Annotated in this window: 18 protein-coding genes and 1 pseudogene; 8 read left to right on the top strand and 11 right to left on the bottom strand. The window is 71.9% G+C overall.

Going from position 1 to position 17,629, the window contains the following annotated elements; all coding sequences use genetic code 11:
- Nucleotides 1-548: 548 nt before the first annotated feature.
- Nucleotides 549-1,961: a DUF4105 domain-containing protein gene (locus ACLBYG_RS13305; RefSeq protein ID WP_447681749.1), complete on the top strand. Its 1,413-nt coding sequence runs from the start codon at nt 549-551 to the stop codon at nt 1,959-1,961.
- A gap of 38 nt (nt 1,962-1,999) precedes the next feature.
- Here ACLBYG_RS13305 and ACLBYG_RS13300 read toward each other — a convergent pair whose 3' ends face one another.
- Nucleotides 2,000-3,229 (bottom strand): serine hydrolase domain-containing protein, encoded by a 1,230-nt coding sequence (locus ACLBYG_RS13300; RefSeq protein ID WP_447681748.1) that lies wholly within the window; start codon nt 3,227-3,229, stop codon nt 2,000-2,002.
- A gap of 337 nt (nt 3,230-3,566) precedes the next feature.
- On the opposite strand from ACLBYG_RS13300, the gene ACLBYG_RS13295 reads away from it, so the two are divergent.
- On the top strand, nt 3,567-3,893 hold the full coding sequence (locus ACLBYG_RS13295; protein ID WP_020093265.1) for a DMT family transporter: 327 nt from the start codon (nt 3,567-3,569) through the stop codon (nt 3,891-3,893).
- Nucleotides 3,894-4,029: 136 nt separating this feature from the next.
- The gene (locus tag ACLBYG_RS13290; RefSeq protein ID WP_056523258.1) at nt 4,030-4,656 is read left to right on the top strand and encodes a cell wall hydrolase; all 627 of its coding nucleotides are present in this window, start codon (nt 4,030-4,032) and stop codon (nt 4,654-4,656) included.
- 55 nt (nt 4,657-4,711) lie between these two features.
- On the opposite strand, the gene ACLBYG_RS13285 is transcribed toward ACLBYG_RS13290, so the two are convergent.
- Nucleotides 4,712-4,984 (bottom strand): hypothetical protein, encoded by a 273-nt coding sequence (locus ACLBYG_RS13285; protein WP_020093263.1) that lies wholly within the window; start codon nt 4,982-4,984, stop codon nt 4,712-4,714.
- Nucleotides 4,985-5,071: 87 nt separating this feature from the next.
- On the opposite strand from ACLBYG_RS13285, the gene ACLBYG_RS13280 reads away from it, so the two are divergent.
- The gene (locus tag ACLBYG_RS13280) at nt 5,072-5,263 is read left to right on the top strand and encodes a hypothetical protein (protein WP_091677546.1); all 192 of its coding nucleotides are present in this window, start codon (nt 5,072-5,074) and stop codon (nt 5,261-5,263) included.
- A 198-nt stretch (nt 5,264-5,461) separates the two neighbouring features.
- Nucleotides 5,462-5,869: a hypothetical protein gene (locus ACLBYG_RS13275; protein WP_091926340.1), complete on the top strand. Its 408-nt coding sequence runs from the start codon at nt 5,462-5,464 to the stop codon at nt 5,867-5,869.
- Nucleotides 5,870-6,105: 236 nt separating this feature from the next.
- On the opposite strand, the gene ACLBYG_RS13270 is transcribed toward ACLBYG_RS13275, so the two are convergent.
- From ACLBYG_RS13270 to ACLBYG_RS13255, 4 genes are read right to left on the bottom strand one after another with little or no spacing between them, the layout of a single operon-like run.
- Nucleotides 6,106-6,651, bottom strand: coding sequence for a transglycosylase SLT domain-containing protein (locus ACLBYG_RS13270; RefSeq protein WP_132367638.1), 546 nt, complete (start codon nt 6,649-6,651; stop codon nt 6,106-6,108).
- Complete coding sequence (locus tag ACLBYG_RS13265) at nt 6,611-8,176, bottom strand: flagellar hook-length control protein FliK (RefSeq protein ID WP_447681747.1); 1,566 nt, start codon at nt 8,174-8,176, stop codon at nt 6,611-6,613. The genes ACLBYG_RS13270 and ACLBYG_RS13265 overlap by 41 nt, the downstream gene beginning before the upstream one ends.
- Nucleotides 8,173-9,420: a chemotaxis protein gene (locus ACLBYG_RS13260; protein ID WP_447681746.1), complete on the bottom strand. Its 1,248-nt coding sequence runs from the start codon at nt 9,418-9,420 to the stop codon at nt 8,173-8,175. Before ACLBYG_RS13260 ends, ACLBYG_RS13265 begins: the two co-directional genes overlap by 4 nt.
- Nucleotides 9,417-9,557, bottom strand: a complete 141-nt coding sequence (locus ACLBYG_RS13255; protein WP_020093256.1) for a hypothetical protein — start codon at nt 9,555-9,557, stop codon at nt 9,417-9,419. Before ACLBYG_RS13255 ends, ACLBYG_RS13260 begins: the two co-directional genes overlap by 4 nt.
- A 6-nt stretch (nt 9,558-9,563) precedes the next feature.
- Here ACLBYG_RS13255 and ACLBYG_RS13250 point away from each other — a divergent pair.
- A pseudogene (locus tag ACLBYG_RS13250) lies at nt 9,564-10,259 on the top strand (flagellar motor switch protein FliG); the annotation flags it as partial.
- Between the two features lie 101 nt (nt 10,260-10,360).
- On the top strand, nt 10,361-11,422 hold the full coding sequence (gene flhB / locus ACLBYG_RS13245) for a flagellar biosynthesis protein FlhB (RefSeq protein WP_447681745.1): 1,062 nt from the start codon (nt 10,361-10,363) through the stop codon (nt 11,420-11,422).
- Nucleotides 11,423-11,615: 193 nt separating this feature from the next.
- Here the strand turns inward: flhB and ACLBYG_RS13240 are convergent, their stop codons facing one another.
- Nucleotides 11,616-13,778: a malate synthase G gene (locus tag ACLBYG_RS13240; RefSeq protein ID WP_447681744.1), complete on the bottom strand. Its 2,163-nt coding sequence runs from the start codon at nt 13,776-13,778 to the stop codon at nt 11,616-11,618.
- 142 nt (nt 13,779-13,920) lie between these two features.
- On the opposite strand from ACLBYG_RS13240, the gene ACLBYG_RS13235 reads away from it, so the two are divergent.
- Nucleotides 13,921-14,820, top strand: a complete 900-nt coding sequence (locus tag ACLBYG_RS13235; protein ID WP_042670683.1) for a LysR family transcriptional regulator — start codon at nt 13,921-13,923, stop codon at nt 14,818-14,820.
- A gap of 219 nt (nt 14,821-15,039) precedes the next feature.
- Here ACLBYG_RS13235 and ACLBYG_RS13230 read toward each other — a convergent pair whose 3' ends face one another.
- From ACLBYG_RS13230 to ACLBYG_RS13215, 4 genes are all read right to left on the bottom strand, one after another.
- Complete coding sequence (locus tag ACLBYG_RS13230) at nt 15,040-15,843, bottom strand: class II aldolase/adducin family protein (RefSeq protein ID WP_091978273.1); 804 nt, start codon at nt 15,841-15,843, stop codon at nt 15,040-15,042.
- A 246-nt stretch (nt 15,844-16,089) separates the two neighbouring features.
- The gene (locus ACLBYG_RS13225; protein WP_020093250.1) at nt 16,090-16,692 is read right to left on the bottom strand and encodes a nucleoside deaminase; all 603 of its coding nucleotides are present in this window, start codon (nt 16,690-16,692) and stop codon (nt 16,090-16,092) included.
- A gap of 91 nt (nt 16,693-16,783) precedes the next feature.
- The gene (locus ACLBYG_RS13220; protein ID WP_020093249.1) at nt 16,784-17,038 is read right to left on the bottom strand and encodes a hypothetical protein; all 255 of its coding nucleotides are present in this window, start codon (nt 17,036-17,038) and stop codon (nt 16,784-16,786) included.
- Between the two features lie 124 nt (nt 17,039-17,162).
- A complete protein-coding gene (locus ACLBYG_RS13215; RefSeq protein ID WP_234082999.1) occupies nt 17,163-17,513 on the bottom strand; it encodes a GCG_CRPN prefix-to-repeats domain-containing protein in 351 nt (116 codons plus the stop codon).
- Nucleotides 17,514-17,629: the final 116 nt, after the last annotated feature.

Here is a 17,629-nt window from a genome sequence, read left to right as displayed (position 1 = left end):
GCGCCGAATTGCTTCGAGTGTGCCAAGATTGGCGCGTAACTATACAAAAACTGTCTATTTTGTCTATACTTTATCTTAGGATGTTCTTTGAACATTTTCTGTTCTTGCGAGGCAACATGAGGTTGCCAGGCCGGCGGCGTCTCGCAAACAGTGCGCAGTTTCGGCCTCCGGTCCGTGAGGCTGTCCGCGATGACTGCGAACGGCCGCGCGATGACGGGCTGCAGGGGCGCGAATCAGCGGCGGAGACAGGGACGGATCGCGGATGCCGCCCGGTTACGGGTCAATCGGACCGCGGCCCGCGTCCCTGCTGACCATCGGTCGGGCGGCGCGCGACGGGATCCCGGGGCCGTGGCGCTTCTCCACGGCCGCTCCGCGGGCGCTGGCGCCGCGACCGGGCCGCGATTAACAAAGTTCTCAGGCAAGGCGTGGATCGTGCGCGCCGGGCGCGTCGCGAAACGCTCGCGCGTCGGGAGCCTCGTTCCGGCCGTGACGGCACGGCGGCATCCGTGCGAGAGGCCCGTCGACGCGCGCTATCGAGGGCGACCCCTATGTCCGGACCCTGTGCGACCACTATCCCGCGCGCGCTCTCCGCGCTCGAAGCGCCCGGACCGGGCGCCGCGGACGCGGTCGGCGGCCGGATGCCGCCCCTCTGGATGCTGCTCGTCGGCCGGGCCGCGGTCCGCCGTCACTGGCACCTCATCGCCGCCACCGGCCTGCTGTGGTCGTCGCTCGGCCTCCTGGTGGTGATCGATTCCCTCGACGGTGCGCTCCACGTCCCGGACCGGTGGTTCGGCCTGATCCTCCTGGCCGAGGGCGTGAGTTCCCTCCTCGTCGGCGCGTCCGCGATCGGCGCCGCGCGCCGCCTGCGCCTCGCCAAGGGCGCGCTGCTGTCGGTCATGGCCGTGCTGATCATGATGGCGACGAAGCACAGCACCTTCCTGCTCGCCATGATCTTCGGCGTCGCCTTCGTGGTCGACGGCCTCGTCCGGATCACGATCGCCGGCCTGCTGAAATTCGCTGGCTGGCGGATGTCGGTCGCCCTCGGCGGCCTCAGCATCGCCTTCGGCCTGTTCCATCTCCAGCCCTGGCCGACCTGGTACGCCGGCACGGTCGGCTACTGCATCGGCATGTTCCTGATCCTGAACGGCGCCAACCTCGCGCTGGTCGGGCTGCGCACCCGGCGCCTGGGCACCGCCGAGCCGGCGGTGTCGGTCGGCGGCGACGAGCCCGGCAGCCTGACGGTCTATGTCTGGACGCCCACCGGGCAGGCGACCACGCCCGCCGGCCAGCGGCTGATCCGGCGCTACGTCGCCTCCGTCGACAAGGCCGGGCGCTTCTCCACCGGCCACGCGGCCCTGCAGCAGGGCGACGACCTCTACGTCAGCCACTACCCCGCGGTGGAGATCGACCGCTCCCCCGCCAACCTGCGCTCGAGCCTGCGCGCGGGCCCGGAGAACGACGTGCCCGGGCGCTTCCTGCCCTCGCACGCCGCGGAGGTGGCGGACTGGTGCCCCGCGACGGTGGCGGTGACGCTGAACGGCATCGACGCCGCCCGGCTGCGGGCGTTCTGGGCGCAGTACAGCCGCGACACCACCTACAACTTCATCAGCCGCAACTGCTCCACCACGGTGGCGCGGGCGCTGGACATCGCCGTGGAGGGCGCGTTCAGCCGCGGCGGGCATCCCTGGCGGCGGCTCGCGGCGGCGCTGACCACGCCGGAATTCTGGGCGGCGGCCTTCCTGCGCAACGGGGCGCGGTCCATGACCTGGACCCCGGGCCTCGTGCTCGATTACACGCGGGCGCTGAGCGCCCTCGTGGATCCGGCCTCGCCGGTGCCGTCGATCGCCTGGAAGCGGGTCGGCTGGCGGCTCCTGCGCAACTGGCGGGCGCGGGACCTCGCGTCCCTGAGCCCGATCGCCCGGCAGCCCTCCGTGCCGGGAGCCGGCCCGACAGAAGCCTGATCCCGGCCCGATCGGGACTCGGGACCGCGGTCGCCCGCTCAGGGGTCCTTGCGGGCGGCGGGGCGGCCGGCGGCGAGGTCGCCCGCGATGGCCTGCATCACCGCCAGCGTGTCGACCTCGTCCTGCTCGGCGCCGTGGTCGCTGAGCTTCACGATCACCGTGCCGGTCGCGCGGTTCACGTAGATGTACTGGCCGTAGACGCCGATCGCCGAGATGTCGTCGTCCTCGCCGCCCGGGGCGTGCCACCACTGGGCCGAGTACTGCCAGCCGTCGACGTCGCGCCGGGCCGGCGTCATGATCCGCTCGATCCAGCGGCCCGGGATGATGCGGTGATCGCCCGACCGGCCCTGGTCGGCCACCAGAAGGCCGAGGCGGGCGAAGTCGCGGGCCGTCGCGTTGATGCAGCAGAACGCCTTCTCGATGCCGCCGGGCCGGTCGAGGTTCCAGGTGGCGTCGGCCTGGGCGCCCATCGGCTTCCAGATCCGCTCCGAGAGGATGTCGGCCAGCGGCTTGCCCTCGACCCGGGCGAGGATCAGGCCGAGCAGCTCGGTGTCGATGCTGCGGTAGCGGCCCTTGGTGCCGGGCTTGAACGCCAGGTGGGCGTTGTCGCGCACGAAGGCCGTGAGATCGCGCGTCAGGTACATGCCGGCGGTGCCGGTCAGGGGATGCCGGGGGTCGTAGTTCTCCGGCACGGCGATGCCGCTCGCCATGTCGAGGAGGTTGCGCACGGTGATCTGGCCGAAGACCGCGCCGTTCCGCAGCTCGGGCAGGAGGGTGGAGACCCGGTCGGTCTCGGCGAGCTGACCCCGCGCCACCGCGGCGCCGACCAGCAGCGAGACGATGGACTTCGCCACCGACCACGAGGGGAACAGCGTCTCCGGTCCGGTGCCCGCGCGCTGCCACTCGTGGATCAGGACGCCGTCCTGCAGCACCAGGAACGCGTTGGTGTGGGTCGCCTCCAGCACCGTCATCAGCGGGACCGTCTTCCCATTCCAGGGGACGCGGTCGAGGATCGGGCGCGGCCGCGCCGGCAGGTCGCTCGCCCGGGCAGGGGCCTGGACGATCCGGCTCGGGAACCACGTGCCCACCGACGACGGCTCGATGACCGCGAGCGCCGTCAGGGTGACGGGATCGGGGACGTTGATCAGCGCGGCCGCGGTCCAGGCGCAGCCCGCGATCGCGGCGCCGCCCGCCGCGGCGATCGCGCCCCAGCGGCGGCCCCGGCGCGCGCGGGCCGGAGAATCCGGGATCGCCAAGGACGCGGTCATGCTGGATCTGTGTCGCTCTGGATCGTCGCTGTCGCGCGGCCGGCCCCGGGGCGGGACGGCGCGCGGTCACCATGATCAGCAGGCCTTAACGAAAGCCCCAATCGGCCCCGGCGCCGGGCCGGTCCGTCGCCCGCGAAGCGGCGAGCCGCCGGTTCGGAAATGTTCACGGATCTGTGGCCTTGTGTCCGGCGGCCGCCGACGTCCCGCGGCCGTTTCGACGCGGATCCGGGCCGGCCCAGCGCCGCCCCGTCCGCGCGGGCGTCCGATTCGAACCTGGTTCTACACGCCTCGACCGCCCGACTCACCCAGCCCGCGCAGCCCGAAAGTCCGCCGTGCCATGAATCCGTACCTGATCCTCGGGCTCGCCATCGGCGCGGAGGTGACCGCCACCCTGGCGCTGAAGGCCGCCGACGGCCTCACCCGCCCGGGGCCGACGGTGATCGTGGCGCTCGGTTACGGCACCGCCCTGTGGCTGATGTCGACCAGCATGGACATGCTGCCGATCGGCGTGGTCTACGCGATCTGGTCGGGGATCGGCATGATCGGCGCGGCGCTCGGCGGCGCGTGGCTGTACGGCGAGGCGCTCAACCCGACGATGCTGGTGGGCATCGGGGTGATCGCCCTGGGCGTGACCGTCCTGGCCGCGGGTCAGGGCCAGCACTGAGGCTCCCGGTCCAGTCCCGAAACGGGACAGCCTCGCCACATCCTCGCCGCGAACGTGCCGTCAAGCTTGGCCTTCGTCCGGTCGGAGCGGAACACCGCCCGGCTGGTCAGGCTGGAGGAGCACGGAGCGCGGATGCATGCGGGGTAGCGAGAGGACGAAGGTCGGTCCTGCACTGATCGTTCTGGCGGCGGCCGGCGGCCTGGGGGCCTGCAACACCGCGTCGCCGGTGCTCACGACGGGATCGATCCCCGACCGCAAGCCGCCGATGGTCGTCAGCGACGCCGAGCGCGATTGTCTGGGCCGCGCCATGTACTTCGAGTCGAACAGGAGCGACAGCGACGGGCTGGTCGCCGTCGGCACGGTCGTGATGAACCGGCTCGAGAACGCGATCTTCCCGGGCGGCATCTGCGCGGTGGTCGGGCAGCCGGGCCAGTTCGCGCCGGGCGTCCTCACCAAGCCGATGCAGGAGAAGGACCTGCAGAAGGTCGCCGACGCCGCCGACGCCGTCCTGGCCGGCGAGCGGCACCCGAAGGTCGGGAAGGCGATGTTCTTCCACACCGCGGGCCACCGCTTCCCCTACACGAACATGCACTACGTGGCCGTCGCCGGCGGCAACGCCTTCTACGAGAAGCGCGACAGGCGCACGGCCAAGCTGGAGAAGCCGGAGAAGCCGGCTCAGCAGGACAGGCCGGCCACGCCCGCCCTGCCCGCGACGGCCCTGACCTTCGCGGCCGTACCCGCGCCGCCCGCCGCGGGCCCCTGATCGAGACGGCCCGATCCGACAGCCGCGTCCCGGATCTTCGCGCGGTGAGCTCCGGTCAGCCGGCCGCCGCGTCCTCCGCGCGGCTCGCCCGCAGGGTTCGGGCCTCCTGCCGGGCGGCGGCCAGCACCCGCTCCCGGCGCACCGGCTCCCGCAGCGATTCCCACAGACGGAGCAGTTCCAGCGTCGGCAGCGCGTCGCAATCCGGCGACGCGTCCCCGGATGTGCGCCCGGTCGCCGGCGCGCATTCGGCGAAGAAGATCTCGACCGGGCTCCCCAGGGCCTCGGCCAGTCTCCCCAGGAGCGCGTCGGCCTGGACGGTCGGGATCATGGGAAATCCTGTTTCTGCGCGGGCGGTCGAACCGGATCCTTACCTTTAAGTTGTATGCTCGGCATTCAACCAGGTTACTGCACCGCCATGTCCGACGACGACGGTTTTGACCGCATGGTGGAGGCGACGATCCTGGCCCATCAACTCGTGGCCGCGCACGGCACGGCGACGATGCAGCTCCTGTCCCGATTGCTGCTCATGGAGATCGGTACGGAGATCGCGGCGCGGCGCGATCCCGATCCGGCCGCCAACGACAATCCGGACGCCCTGGAGGATTAGAGCGCGCTTCGCCGGCATTCCGGTCGGATCGGGTCCCGGCGGAAGAACCGGCCTGGCCCGTAATCCTTGGCGCGATGCAATGGAGCGGGCGGCAAATCTGTTGATCGGCCCATCGATCCGAGCAGGCAGCATTTACAAGGATGGATAACGGTCTAGCTTCTGGGTAGAAACTACCCACGAATCACGGATCCCTCGCCGATGATCGCCGAACGGGTAGCGCTCGCTGGTGCGCTCCTCCTGCTGAGCATCACGCCCGCGGTCCCCCAGCTGCGCCGTCCGATGACGTGTACGGTGGAGGCGTCGACCAGTCTCGATGTCGCTGCACCCGAAGGCGCCAAACCGCAACCCCAGAAGGCCCGGACATTCTCGCTGGTCTCCAGCGGCGGCCTGCTGACCGTGATCTCGGCCGGGCGCTCCGACTATTACGAGTGCCAGACGGCCTCGCCGCGGCTGAACGAGCGCACGCCGCGCAACGCGATCAAGTGTCAGAACGGCGTCTACTTCCTTCTGATCGACCTCAACAAGATGAACTTCGTCGAGGCGCAGCTCAATCCCGAGGAGCGCAACGACGTCAAGGTCAGCTACGGGAATTGTCGGACCCTGTAGGGGCGTCGCCGGGCAACCTAGTCCATGTGGATCAGGACGTACGCGGCGGCGGCAACGGCCGTGAGGGTGAGGACAACCAGCAGCGCCGTTTTCCCGGGCGGTCCTTCCGGCGGGTCTGGGGCGTCGGTCATGCGGCTCCTCCGGGCCGGTGACGGGGCCTCTGCCGAAAGGGCCCGGTCCTTCGGTTGGTTCCCTGACCGAGCCCGGTCCGCATTCTTCCGCCCCGGCCGGGACAATCACCGGCAGAAATGGGCCGCGGCCGGCGTCCACTGGCCGAAGCCCGTGGCGACCATGTTGGCCACGACCCGGCAGATGTAGATCTTCTGCGCCGCGTTGTTGTGCGGGCCGGCATGATAGCGCGCCACGGCCATCGTCCAGCTGCCCTCCCGCCGCTTCAGATCCCGGAGAAATTGCGTCGCGTAGTCCACGTTCGCGCGCGGGTCGATCATGGCCTCGACCGAGGCGAACTTTTCGCCGTGATAGTGGTGGTTGATCTGCATGCAGCCGAGATCGATCAGGCGCGCGCCCCGGCGGCGCGCCGCGGCGAAGTGGGCCAGCACGTCCTGGGGCCCGGTCGCGAAATAGGCCGCCCCTTCGATGTTCATGGCGTAGGGCTGGAGCGAGCCGCGCTTACCCGTCTCCGTGAGGCCGACCGCGTAGAGCACGCCGAGGGGCACGCCGTAACGGGCCGCGGCACGGCTCATCTCGGCCTCGCACACGGTCCCGGCGACCGGGGCGGCGCTACAGATAAACGCCGCCGTCGCGAGGACGTACCGTCTCATCTGTCCGCTCCCCGTCGCGCCTGCCGAGCGTCGGCCGCTGCGCCGCGCGCTGGTCTGCCTGCCGCTGCCCGTCCCCGCCGTGACCCGGCCGGGCGCCGCCGTCGGTGAGCCCGGATTGGCCCTGGGACGGTGATCCGCCCGCGGAGAACCCGGCGTCGCCGGGGCGAACCGGCTCGACAATGATCTCGGGCCGGTAATGCGCGTGCTTGAGCAGTTCGGTGAGGATCGCCGAATCCCGCTGCAGCATCGCCGCCGTCTCGGGACGCGCGGCGCGCAGATGGGTCTCGAGCTGACCGTCGACGAGCCGCAATTCCACCGTGACGATCCCGAGGCTCTCCGGCCGGAGCTGGATCTTGAGCACCCGGAGCGGCCCGTCCTGAGCCGCGGGGATCGCCGGATCGGCGCCGACGCGACGCTCCGGTCCGGCCGCGGTCGCGCGCTCGATCTCCTCCGTGATGGCCGCCGCGATCGTCGGCAGGATGGCGGCGAGTCGGACCGGCTCGGTCCCGGATCCGTTGCCGGGACCCGGGATGGGGACGCCGGGCGGCCCCTGCCGGCCGGTGGGGGCGAGGAGGAGTCCGGCGATGCCGGAGCGGGGACGGTTGTCCTCGCGTGCCGTGAGCCCCCCCGGCCCATCGATCCCCGTCGCGGTGCGGGCCGACGCATCGGCGCGGGCCGACACATCGCCAGCTCGAGGCTCGGGATCGGTCGCGAGGGCGACCGTCGCCTTCGGCATTGCGTTCACCTTCCCGGCGACCGTCCCGGCGATCTGGGTGGCGACTTGCGCGGCAATCTGAGCGGCGATCTGGCCGGCCGGCGCGATCGGAGCAGGATCGGGCCCGGTGACGGCCGGAGCCACCGGTCCGGGGCGGACGGGTCGAGGCTGAGCGTCCGCCGCGTTCGGGACGGCCGGCAACGGGGACGTTGCCGCTGCGGCGGCCGGGAGGGCGTGCCGGGCCGCCTCGGGCAGGACGGGCTTGAAGTGAACCGCCCGGTCGAGGACCTCGACCTGCGGGGGGCCGCCCTGCAGCAGGGTGCCCGGGCTCGGCCCGGCGCGCGGCGACGCGTCCGCGCGGGCCGCCTCGAGATTTCCCACGAGGCTGGTCTCCGGGGCCGCGTCGGGGCCCGCCGGGGATGCGGCGGATGGGGCCGGTCCCGGAGCGCCGGTCCCGTGGCCCGCGGGCATTTCCGGACGGGCCGACAGGACGGCGGCGCTCAGGATCTCGGCGAGCGCCGCGGCGGCGCTGCCGGGATCGCCCGGTGACGGCGGCGGCGCGGGCGATGCGCCGGCTTCGGGCCGCCGATCCTCCCCGGTCGCGCCCTCCGGTTCGTCCATCTCACCCCCGTCGGTCTCGGGTCGGGCCGCGGGCGTTCCCCCTGAGACCGCGCGCAGGACCAGGTCGAAGGCGCCCCGCACCGCCGGATCCGGCAGCGCCTGAAGGTCGGCCGCCGGATGCGGGGACGGTGCGACATCCCGATCGGGTTTGGGGACGGGTTTCTGGACCGCGGTGGAGATCGTGTTCACGGGGTCGCCTTGCTGAGCATCAGATCGATCCGGTCGATCGTGGCCTGCGCCTTCGGGATCAGGCTCGCGGGCCCGTCGGCGGGATCCGGCGCCGCCCGCGCCGGCTTCGCGGCGGCGTCGGCCTCCGGCAGGCCGGGCCGGCCGGCGAGCCCGCGTCCGATCGCCTCGGCGGTCGAGAGGGCCGTCTCGAGGAGGGGCATGTCGCGGGCTGTGAGCTTGGCCCTGTCGAGCGATCTCAGCGTCCGCGACCCGGACTGGAACGTCGCCAGGCTCACGATCTCGGCGGCAGCCCGGTAGAGCTGGCCCCGGGTCGCCTCCGCGCTTCCGGGCGCGCATAGCGCGAGGGCCTTCTCGCTGGCGCGGAGCGCCGCGGCCGTCTGACCCGCCTGGATCGCCGTCTGGGCGACCACGAGATACAGGTCGCGCCGGCTCTCGGGACCGAGCTCGTCCAGGATCCTGTTGAGGGTCGCGAAGCGCTCCGCGTCGTGGCCGATATCGAACTGCGTCAGCTGATAGGCCAGTCGCTGCCGGAAGTTGCCCGCGTAGATCGAGTGCGGGAAGCGGCGCAGGTACTGGATCGCCAGCGCCTCGAACGTCTTCAGGTCGCCGATCTGACCGAGGGTGAAGATCTCGCGGCGCAGGGCGCCCTCCTCGGTCAGCGTGCCCGGCAGCAGCACCCGGACGCGGTCGAGCAGGGCGATCGCCCGGATCGGCTGGTCTGGCACGGCGAGCGACGCCTGCGTCAGGCCGATGGCGCCCGCGAGCGTCGGCGGCAGATCCGTCGTGTCGACGTCCTGGAGCAGGCGCCGCGCCTCGGCCTCCCGCCCCTCGACATAGGCGAGCGCGCCGCGCGCGAGCGTCGCTTCGGGCTCGCCGAGGCCGTCCTGCGCCGTCAGCCGGCGCAGGACGGAAGGACCGCCGCCGCTGAGGGCGAAGGTGATCGCGGCCCGGAGATTGCTCCGGCGGCCCCAGATCTCGGGCGGGGCGGCCAGGAGATCCGCGTTGATCCGGGCGATCAGCAGCGGCTGGCTCTCGTGGGCGGCCAGGGAGCCGGCGGCGACCCGATCCTGCAGCAACTGGAGCGTGCGCACCCACTGCACCGGATCGCCCGTCGGCGCCTGCGGCTCGGCGGCCGGGGCGGCGGGAGGGCCGCCCGCCGGTTCCGCGGCGACGGGGGCGGCCCTCCCCGCGATGAGCAGGCCGAGGGCGGCCGCCACGATCCGCCCGGTCCGGGACACCTTCATCCTGGAGATCCCTGCAGGAGAATCTCGATCCGCCGGTTCTCCGGAGCCTTCGGATCCGCGGCGTTGCGCGGCGTCCGGTCCGCGGCGCCCTCGACGCGCCAGATCCGCGCTTCGTCGATCCCGGCCCGGGTGAGCATGTACGCCGCTCGATCTGGGACCGCATCTCCAACGGGTCCGAGACCGCCCTGGCGGGCTACCTGATCAAGGAGCATCCTCAGACCGCGGCGCTCGTGCTGTCCAAGGTCAAGCCGGCCTGCGCCGCCAAAGTGATGGCGCAGTTGCCGGCGCCGCTGCGCAACGGCGTCATGCGGCGGATGCTGACGTTCAAGCCGATCGTCGACGCGACCATGAAGATGATCGAGCAGACCATCCACGAGGATTTCATGATCAACCTGGCGCGCAATGCCGCGGCGGATACCCACTCGCGCATGGCCGACATCGTCAACAAGATGGAGCGCCAGAGCATGGAGGAGGTCCTGGACAACCTCACGCAGACTCGCCCGAAATCGGCCGAGATCCTGAAGAGCCTGCTCTTCACCTTCGACGACATCATCCACATGACGCCGCGGGCGCGGACGACGCTCTTCGATCAGGTCCCGCACGAGAAGGTCATCCTCGCCCTGAAGGGCACGAACGGGCCGTTGCGGAACGTCGTGCTCAGCGCGCTGACCGCCCGCGCCCGGCGCCTCGTCGAGCACGAGCTGGAGGGAGGCGAGCCCGCCGCCCAGCGGGACGTGCTCGACGCGCGCCGCGCGATCACCGACCAGGCGCTCGAGATGGCGTCGCGCGGCGAGATCGAACTCACTCCGGCCGACTCGGATGAGACCTACTTCCGCTAGCACCGTCCCCGGTCGGGGACGGCTCCGGGGCGCCGCTCCGGCGGACGCGTCCCGCCGGGCCGACCGGCGCGGTGCCGTCGGCGCGAGTTCGGGGCGCCGCGATGTCTGAGGACAGGGAGAGCAAGACCGAGGCGGCGAGCGAGAAGAAGATCAGCGACGCGATCGCGGAAGGAAACACGCCGTTCTCGCGGGAAGCGCCCGTCTTCGCCTCCATCCTGGGACTGCTGATCTTCCTGGTCTTCGTGGCGCGGGATCAGGGGCTGCCGCTGGTGCAGAGGCTCGCGCTGATCTTGGAGCAGCCGCGCAACTTCAGCGTGGAGACGAGCCACGACGCGATGCGCCTCGTCCACGCCCTCGCCCTGGAGACGGGCCGCTTCCTGCTGCCGGTCCTGGTCATCCTGCTCGTGGCCGGCATCGCCGCCTCGATCTTCCAGAACGCGCCGCGCGTGGTGTTCGATCGGATCCAGCCGAAATGGTCCCGCATCTCCCCCGTCTCCGGCTGGAATCGGCTCTTCAGTCTGCAGGGGTTCGTCGAGTTCGGGAAAAATCTGTTCAAGTTCTTCGCGATCGGCGGCATGTCCTACATGGTCCTGCACGCGGATCGCCACGAGATCGTCAATGTCATGTTCGTGGATCCAGTCGGGTTGCCCGAATTCCTGCTGACCCTGTCGGTGCGCCTCGTCTCGGCCGTGAGCGTCGCGACGATCGCGCTGGTCGCCGGCGACCTGGTCTGGACCCGCGTGCGCTGGCAGCGCGACCTGCGGATGTCGCGGCAGGAGGTGAAGGACGAGTTCAAGCAGCTCGAGGGCGACCCGCTCGTGAAGGCGAAGATGCGCTCGCTGGCGCAGGACCGGCTGCGCAAGCAGATGATGGCGGCGGTGCCCCGCGCCACCATGATCCTGGCGAACCCGACGCACTACGCGATCGCGCTGCGCTACGACCAGAGCGAGAACGACGCCCCGACGGTTCTGGCCAAGGGCGCGGACCTGATCGCCCTCCGCATCCGCGAGATCGCCGAGAAGCACCGGATCGAGGTCGTCGTCGACAAGGCGCTCACCCGGGCGATGTACGACCATGTCGAGGTCAACCAGGCGATCCCGGCGGAATTCTACCGGGCGGTGGCGAACCTGCTGGTCTACGTGATGACGCGCAAGCGCCGCTGACCGGCGCGGCGGGCCGAGGCGTGGCAGCGGCGTTGACCGGTCGGCCCGTCCCGACCGGCAGAGGCCGCGGACCCTGGCAGATCCGCGGCGCGGCGTTTCAGGCCGCACAGGCCGTCGGCGGGCCCGGGGCGCGGTCTTGGGGCAGTCTTGGGGCGGTCTCGGGGCGCTGCGCGTCCGGGATCCGGGAGCGGCCTCAGGCCGCCCGAACGCGGGCGTCCAGCCGCTTCGCCTCCCGGCGGAACCGGTGCAGCACGAACTCGGTGTAGCCGTTCGGCTGGCCGGCGCCCTCGAAGACCAGGGCCTCGGCGGCGCGGAAGGCCGGCCCGTCGAAGCCCGGGGCCATCGGCCGGTAGGCCCGGTCGCCGGCGTTCTGGCGATCGACGACCTCGGCCATGCGCCGCAGGGCCGCGGCGACCTCGTCGCGGTCCACGATCCCGTGGCGCAGCCAGTTGGCGATGTGCTGGCTGGAGATCCGCAGGGTGGCGCGGTCCTCCATCAGCCCGACCTCGTGGATGTCCGGCACCTTGGAGCAGCCGACGCCCTGGTCGACCCAGCGGACCACGTAGCCCAGGATCCCCTGGCAATTGTTGTCGAGCTCCTCCCGCACCGCCTCCGGCGCGAACGCGCCCTCGGCGAGGGGCAGGGTCAGCATGGCGGCGCGGGTCGCGGGCGCCCGGCCGGCGAGCGCCGCCTGGCGGGCGCGGACATCCACCTGATGGTAGTGGAGCGCGTGGAGCGTCGCGGCGGTCGGCGACGGCACCCAGGCGGTGTTGGCGCCCGCCTCCGGGTGGGCGCCCTTGGCGTCGAGCATCGCCGCCATCCGGTCGGGGGCGGCCCACATGCCCTTGCCGATCTGCGCGTGGCCGGGCAGGCCGCAGGCGAGGCCGGCATCGACGTTGCCGTCCTCGTAGGCCTGGATCCAGGCGGTCGCCTTCATGGCATCCTTGCGGACCACCGGACCCGCTTCCAGCGAGGTGTGGATCTCGTCGCCGGTCCGGTCGAGGAAGCCGGTGTTGATGAAGAACAGCCGGTCCGACGCCGCGGCGATCGCCGCCTTGAGGTTGAGCGTCGTGCGCCGCTCCTCGTCCATGACGCCGATCTTGAGCGTCCGCGGCGCGAGGCCGACCAGCGCCTCGACCCGCCCGAACAGCGCCACCGCGAAGGCGACCTCGTCGGGACCGTGCAGCTTGGGCTTGACCATGTAGACCGAGCCGGTCCGGCTGTTGCGGAGCGGACCGGTGCCCTTCAGGTCGTGCAGGGCGATCAGCGCGGTGACGGCCGCGTCGAGGATCGTCTCCGGGATCTCGGCGCCGTCGAGGGTCACGGCGTCGGTGTACATGTGGTGGCCGACATGCCGGACCAGCATCAGCGACCGTCCCGGCAGGGTCAGGCGCCCGCCGTCGGGGGCCGTGAAGGTCCGGTCCTCGGCGAGCCGCCGCTCGACCGTGCGGCCGCCCTTGGACAGGGTGGCGGTCAGATCACCGCGCATCAGGCCGAGCCAGCTCCGGTAGACCGCGACCTTGTCGGCCGAGTCCACGGCCGCCACCGAATCCTCCATGTCCATGATGGTCGAGAGGGCGGCCTCCAGCACCACGTCGGCGATGCCGGCCGGGTCGGTGCGGCCGATCGGGCTCGCGCGGTCGATGACGACCTCGATGTGCAGGCCGTTGTGGCGCAGCAGGAGCGCGGTCGGCGCCGCGGCGTCGCCGGTGTAGCCCGCGAAGGCGGACGATCCGGTCAGGCCGGCGCTGCGGCCGGCGCCGAGATCGGCGGCCAGGCGGCCGTCCGTCACCGAGAAGCTCACGGCATCCGCCCAGGAGCCGACGCTCAGCGGCGCGGTCGCGTCGAGGAACGCCTTGGTCCTGGCCACCACCGCGGCGCCGCGGGCCGGGTTGAACCCGGCGCCGGGCGCGAGCTCGCCGTCCTGCGGGATCGCGTCAGTGCCGTAGAGAGCGTCGTAGAGGCTGCCCCAGCGGGCATTGGCGGCGTTCAGGGCGTAGCGGGCGTTGGAGATCGGCACCACGAGCTGCGGCCCGGCGATGGCGGCGATCTCCGCGTCCACGTTCTCGGTGGTCACCCGCACGGTCTCGGGCTCCGGCTGCAGGTAGCCGATCCGCGTCAGGTAGGCCGCGTAGGCCGCCGGGTCGTGCGGCGCTCCGCGATGGTCGCGGTGCCAGGAATCGATGTCGGCCTGGAGGCCGTCGCGCCGGTCGAGCAGCGTCCGGTTGTGCGGTGCGAGATCGCGGACGATCGCGGCGAAGCCTGACCAGAACTGGTCGGCCGAGAGGCCGGTCCCGGGCAGCGCTTCCTCGGAGACGAAGGTGCGGAGATCCTCGGCGACGACGAGCTTCGACATGGCGATCCTCGGGGATGCGTGGCGACGCGCGTCAGAAAAAATCGAACGCGCCGTGAAAAATTTTTGATGTCCTCTCGATAGATCGCTTGGCATCCGCGAGAAAGGCGGCAAAAGGGATTTGATTTTTTCCGCAGCGTTGACAATGCACGACCAGAGCGACCTGGAGATCTTCGCCCGGGTGGTCCGCACCGGCAGCCTCACCCAGGCCGGGTCGGAGCTCGGCCTGTCGGTCGCGGTGGTGTCGAAGCGGCTGAAGCGGCTGGAGGAACGGCTCGCCGTGCGCCTGCTGCATCGCACCACGCGGCGGGTGGCGCCCACGGATGTCGGGGCGGCCTTCTTCGAGCGGATCGCCCCGATCGTCGACGCCATCGCGGAGGCCGAGAGCCTCGTGTCGCAGACGGCGACGCGGGCGCGGGGGACGCTCCGGGTCACGGCGCCGAGCTCCTTCGGGCGCCTGCACATCGTCCCGCACCTGCGGGCCTTCTTCGCCCTCCATCCCGGCATCGTGCTCAACTTGGAGCTGAGCGACGATTTCGAGTCGATCGTCGAGCGCGGCTACGACCTCGCGATCCGGGTCGGCGCGCTGGAGAGTTCCGGGCTGACGGCGGTGCGCCTCGCGCCGGTGCAGCGGGTCCTCTGCGCGCGGCCGAGCTACCTCGACGCGGCCGGGCGGCCGCGGAGCCTCGACGACCTGCGCGGCCATGTCTGCCTCGCCACCGAGAACCAGAATCCCTGGCGGCTGGTCGGGCCGGAGGGCCCCTGCACGGTCGGCGCCTCGGGGCCGCTGCGCACCCATTCCAACGAGGTGGTGCGCGAGGCCGTGATCGGCGGCCTCGGGATCGCGCTGCGCTCCACCTGGGACGTGCACGCGGAGCTGCGCGACGGCCTGCTGGAGGTGGTGCTGCCGGCCTACGCGGCGGCGGCCTCGGCCGGCATCTTCGCGGTCTACCCGAGCCGGGCCTTCGTGCCCGCCAAGACCCGGGCCTTCATCGCGTTCCTCAAGCAGACCTACCGGTCGAGCGGGGCCTGGGCAGACGGGTGAGGTGCGTGCTGCGGCGTCTCGCTCCTGCTGAGCGGGAGACGCTCGCTCGACGTCTCACGCCGTCGCCGATCGCGGCACCGCCGTCGTTGCGGGTGGAGCGAAGCAGTCCGGTCGGCGTGACGAGGTCGGACGTCGCGCTGCCCTGGGTCGCTTCGCCGCGCTCGCGATCACGGAGAGCGGCGCATCGACCGAACGGCTCAGCCGGCGGCCGTGCCGCCCTCAGCCGTTCGCGAAGAAATCCGGATCCGTCCGCGCCAGCATCCGCTTGAACGCCGCCCACTCGTTGTCGGGCGCCCCCTGGACCACGACGCGGTCGTAGCCGGCGGCGTACTGCCCGGCGGTCTTGGTGGCGATGGCGGAGGAGGGCCGGATCACCGGCGCGCCCGCCGCCTGGATCGCCAGCTGCGCCCGGCACGAGCGCTCCAGGTTGTGCATCAGCCGGAACGCCTCGCCGACTGTGCGGCCGCAGGTCAGCAGGCCGTGATTGCGCAGCACCATCACGGGCTTGTCGCCGAGATCGGCCACCAGCCGCTCCCGCTCGTCGAGGTCGAGGGCGATGCCCTCGTAGGCGTGGTAGGCGACGCGCCCCGTGAACTGCATCGACCACTGGTTCAGGGGCAGGAGCCCCTCCTCCTGGCAGGAGACCGCCACGCCCGCGACCGTGTGGGTGTGCAGCACGCAGATCGCGTCATGGCGCGCGGCGTGGATGGCGCTGTGGATCGTGAACCCGGCCGGGTTGATGCCGAGCCCCATCGGATCCTCGAGCACCTTCCCGTCGATGTCGACGGTGACGAGGTTCTCCGGCGACACCTCCTCGAAGCGCATCCCGTAGGGGTTGATCAGGAACCGGTGCCCGGCGCCCGGCAGCCGCGCCGAGATGTGGGTGTAGATGCTGTCGTCGAGGCCCAGCCGATGGATCAGCCGGTAGGCGGCCGCGAGGTCGACGCGCATCGCGCGGATCGCGGCGCGATCGGCGGGGTCCGTATCCCGGTCCGCGACGGTCGACGGTGTGGCTGCGCTCATGCGACGGCTCCCTGCCGGTCGGCCCTGTCGGCCCTCCGGGATCGCCGCCCGGCGCAGGCGGTCCCGCGATCCCCGGGCGCCCGAGGCGGGGGCTCGGGGCGAGGTCCGGGAATCGCCGGCAGGGTGCACCAGGGCGGGCGGCCCGGCAATCCGGTGGGATGCGGCGGGACCTCCGGGGGAGCGACGGCCGCGTCCCACCGGATTGCCGGGCCGCGCGGGCGGTTGCCCGAGCCGTCTTCCAGTCCCTTACTTGGACGGGCGGTCGCCGGGCGGAAAGAGCGCGAGCGCCTCCTCCGCCAGGACGCCGCCCGTGATCGCGATCGGGCGGAACGGCGACCGGTCCGCGACCTCCGTGCAGGTGATCATGATCTGGTCGATCTTCGTGGCGAGCTGCTGCAGCGAGGCGGCGAAGACGACGCGCGAGATCCCGCACCAGACGATCGCGCCCATGCACATCGCGCAGGGTTCGCCGGACGTGTAGAGGGTCGTCCCCCGCAGCGCCTCCGGCCCGTGCTCCGCGAGGAAGCGGCGGATCGCCACCATCTCGCCGTGCGCCGTGGGATCGCGCTGCTGCTTCCCGAGATTCAGGCCCCGGGCGCGGATCTCGCCCTCCGCGACGATGACGGCGCCGAACGGGAAGTCGGCGCGGCGCGCCTCGGCGATGGCCGCCCGCATGAAGGTCTCGTCCGCGGCCGTGGCCGGCGCGGCGGTGGTCGCCGACGCGGGGCGCGCGCCCGTCGACAGCGCCACGCCGAGCGCCGCGGCCCCGAGGAACGCGCGCCGGCCCGCATCGGGCGCGACGGGCGGTGCGTGGCCGTGCTGCCCGGTGCCGCGGAGCTTGCTCGTCATGATCGGTTCCGCTGAGCTGTCTCGAGGGGCCGTCCCGGCGGCCGCGACCGCGGCCCGGGGCCGTCCTGGAAGCGCTGCCTGGAAGCGCTGCCTAGAAGCGCTGCTCCGTGCGGCCGGGGTTGGGGCCGCGGCCGTGATAGGACGCCATGCACAGGTGCCAGATCTGCGAACCGAGGTCGTAGAGGCTGAGGTTGTTCGGGTTGGGGTAGCTGAAGATCTGGGCCCGCGCCTGCTCGCGGCAGGCGGCGTCCTGCGGGCTCTGGATGGGTGGCTCCGGCACGGATTGCGCCGCCGCCCCCGTGGTCAGGGCAATCGCGGTCGCGAAGGCAATCAGCGGGAGGCGCATCGTCACAGGTCTCCGAATACGGCGCCGCGGTGGCCGCTGTCCGGCCGGCCGCGGATCTGGGAAGCGGTATGTGGGGCCGGCGGCGCTCCGGGCGAGACCGTCAGGAGCGCCGCCGGCGCGTTCGTCAGCGGCGACGCCAGTGGTAGCTGCGATGCCAATGATAGTTGCGGTGCCAGCGATAGTTGCGATGCCAGCGGTAATTGCGGTGCCAGCGATAGTTGTAGGTCCGGTAGAAGCGCCGGCCTCCGTAGTAGCGGGCTCCGTAGAAGGCCGGGCCTGGGCCGTAGAACCGGCGGGCGTTCGGGACGCACCGGCCCCACGGGTTGAGGTGGAATCCGGGCCCGCACCAGTAGCCGACCCGGGTCAGCCCGCTCGCGTCGCCGGCCAGCGGCGCCGGTGAGAGCGGGGCCGCCGACGCCGGGCCCGCCAGGCCCAGGCCGCTCAACACAAGGGCCACGAGCCCCATCATCCGCATGAAATGCACGGCGTGATCCTCCCGCGACCGGCACGCTGTCCGCGTCCGGATCGTGCATCATGCTGCTTGCGAGCCAAGATTAATGTCAATGGCCCGCACTCAGTCAATACCTGTAT

This window comes from Methylobacterium sp. D53M (assembly GCF_053345625.1).
The sequence above is the reverse complement of the archived record's forward strand: the minus strand, read 5'-3'. Positions and strand labels throughout refer to the sequence as shown.

Bases quoted from the DNA above. Each gene is read 5' to 3' on its own strand.
- ACLBYG_RS13275 (WP_091926340.1), top strand. From the start codon at position 5,462: ATGATCGCCGAACGGGTAGCGCTCGCTGGTGCGCTCCTCCTGCTGAGC.
- flhB (WP_447681745.1), top strand. From the start codon at position 10,361: ATGTCTGAGGACAGGGAGAGCAAGACCGAGGCGGCGAGCGAGAAGAAG.
- ACLBYG_RS13305 (WP_447681749.1), top strand. From the start codon at position 549: ATGTCCGGACCCTGTGCGACCACTATCCCGCGCGCGCTCTCCGCGCTC.
- ACLBYG_RS13300 (WP_447681748.1), bottom strand. From the start codon at position 3,229: ATGACCGCGTCCTTGGCGATCCCGGATTCTCCGGCCCGCGCGCGCCGG.
- ACLBYG_RS13290 (WP_056523258.1), top strand. From the start codon at position 4,030: ATGCGGGGTAGCGAGAGGACGAAGGTCGGTCCTGCACTGATCGTTCTG.
- ACLBYG_RS13215 (WP_234082999.1), bottom strand. From the start codon at position 17,513: ATGCGGATGATGGGGCTCGTGGCCCTTGTGTTGAGCGGCCTGGGCCTG.
- ACLBYG_RS13220 (WP_020093249.1), bottom strand. From the start codon at position 17,038: ATGCGCCTCCCGCTGATTGCCTTCGCGACCGCGATTGCCCTGACCACG.
- ACLBYG_RS13230 (WP_091978273.1), bottom strand. From the start codon at position 15,843: ATGAGCGCAGCCACACCGTCGACCGTCGCGGACCGGGATACGGACCCC.
- ACLBYG_RS13285 (WP_020093263.1), bottom strand. From the start codon at position 4,984: ATGATCCCGACCGTCCAGGCCGACGCGCTCCTGGGGAGACTGGCCGAG.
- ACLBYG_RS13295 (WP_020093265.1), top strand. From the start codon at position 3,567: ATGAATCCGTACCTGATCCTCGGGCTCGCCATCGGCGCGGAGGTGACC.
- ACLBYG_RS13240 (WP_447681744.1), bottom strand. From the start codon at position 13,778: ATGTCGAAGCTCGTCGTCGCCGAGGATCTCCGCACCTTCGTCTCCGAG.
- ACLBYG_RS13255 (WP_020093256.1), bottom strand. From the start codon at position 9,557: ATGCTCACCCGGGCCGGGATCGACGAAGCGCGGATCTGGCGCGTCGAG.
- ACLBYG_RS13280 (WP_091677546.1), top strand. From the start codon at position 5,072: ATGTCCGACGACGACGGTTTTGACCGCATGGTGGAGGCGACGATCCTG.
- ACLBYG_RS13270 (WP_132367638.1), bottom strand. From the start codon at position 6,651: ATGAGACGGTACGTCCTCGCGACGGCGGCGTTTATCTGTAGCGCCGCC.
- ACLBYG_RS13225 (WP_020093250.1), bottom strand. From the start codon at position 16,692: ATGACGAGCAAGCTCCGCGGCACCGGGCAGCACGGCCACGCACCGCCC.
- ACLBYG_RS13260 (WP_447681746.1), bottom strand. From the start codon at position 9,420: ATGAAGGTGTCCCGGACCGGGCGGATCGTGGCGGCCGCCCTCGGCCTG.
- ACLBYG_RS13235 (WP_042670683.1), top strand. From the start codon at position 13,921: ATGCACGACCAGAGCGACCTGGAGATCTTCGCCCGGGTGGTCCGCACC.